The sequence below is a fragment of the Burkholderia sp. SRS-W-2-2016 genome (assembly GCF_001931485.1).
Classification (GTDB): domain Bacteria; phylum Pseudomonadota; class Gammaproteobacteria; order Burkholderiales; family Burkholderiaceae; genus Paraburkholderia.
The window spans coordinates 1-566 of sequence record NZ_MSDV01000047.1 but is presented as its reverse complement, the minus strand read 5'-3'; the positions used below and the strand labels follow the sequence as shown (position 1 = coordinate 566).

The 566-nt window shown below is 51.9% G+C and carries 1 rRNA gene; it reads left to right on the top strand.

Annotated elements, in window-relative coordinates:
• Positions 1-566: ribosomal RNA gene (locus tag BTH42_RS21185) — 23S ribosomal RNA — on the top strand; the annotation flags it as partial.

Sequence of the window (566 nt, the reverse complement as noted above, 5' to 3'; positions counted from 1 at the left end):
GGAAGCGAAGCAACTGGAAGGGGTTCCAGGAAAAGCCTCTAAGCTTCAGTTTCACAGTGACCGTACCGCAAACCGACACAGGTGGGCGAGATGAGTATTCTAAGGCGCTTGAGAGAACTCGGGAGAAGGAACTCGGCAAATTGGTACCGTAACTTCGGGATAAGGTACGCCCTTGTAGCTTGACTGGCCTGCGCCAGAAGGGTGAAAGGGTTGCAATAAACTGGTGGCTGCGACTGTTTAATAAAAACACAGCACTCTGCAAACACGAAAGTGGACGTATAGGGTGTGACGCCTGCCCGGTGCCGGAAGATTAAATGATGGGGTGCAAGCTCCTGATTGAAGTCCCGGTAAACGGCGGCCGTAACTATAACGGTCCTAAGGTAGCGAAATTCCTTGTCGGGTAAGTTCCGACCTGCACGAATGGCGTAACGATGGCCACACTGTCTCCTCCCGAGACTCAGCGAAGTTGAAGTGTTTGTGATGATGCAATCTCCCCGCGGCTAGACGGAAAGACCCCATGAACCTTTACTGTAGCTTTGCATTGGACTTTGAACCGGTCTGTGTAG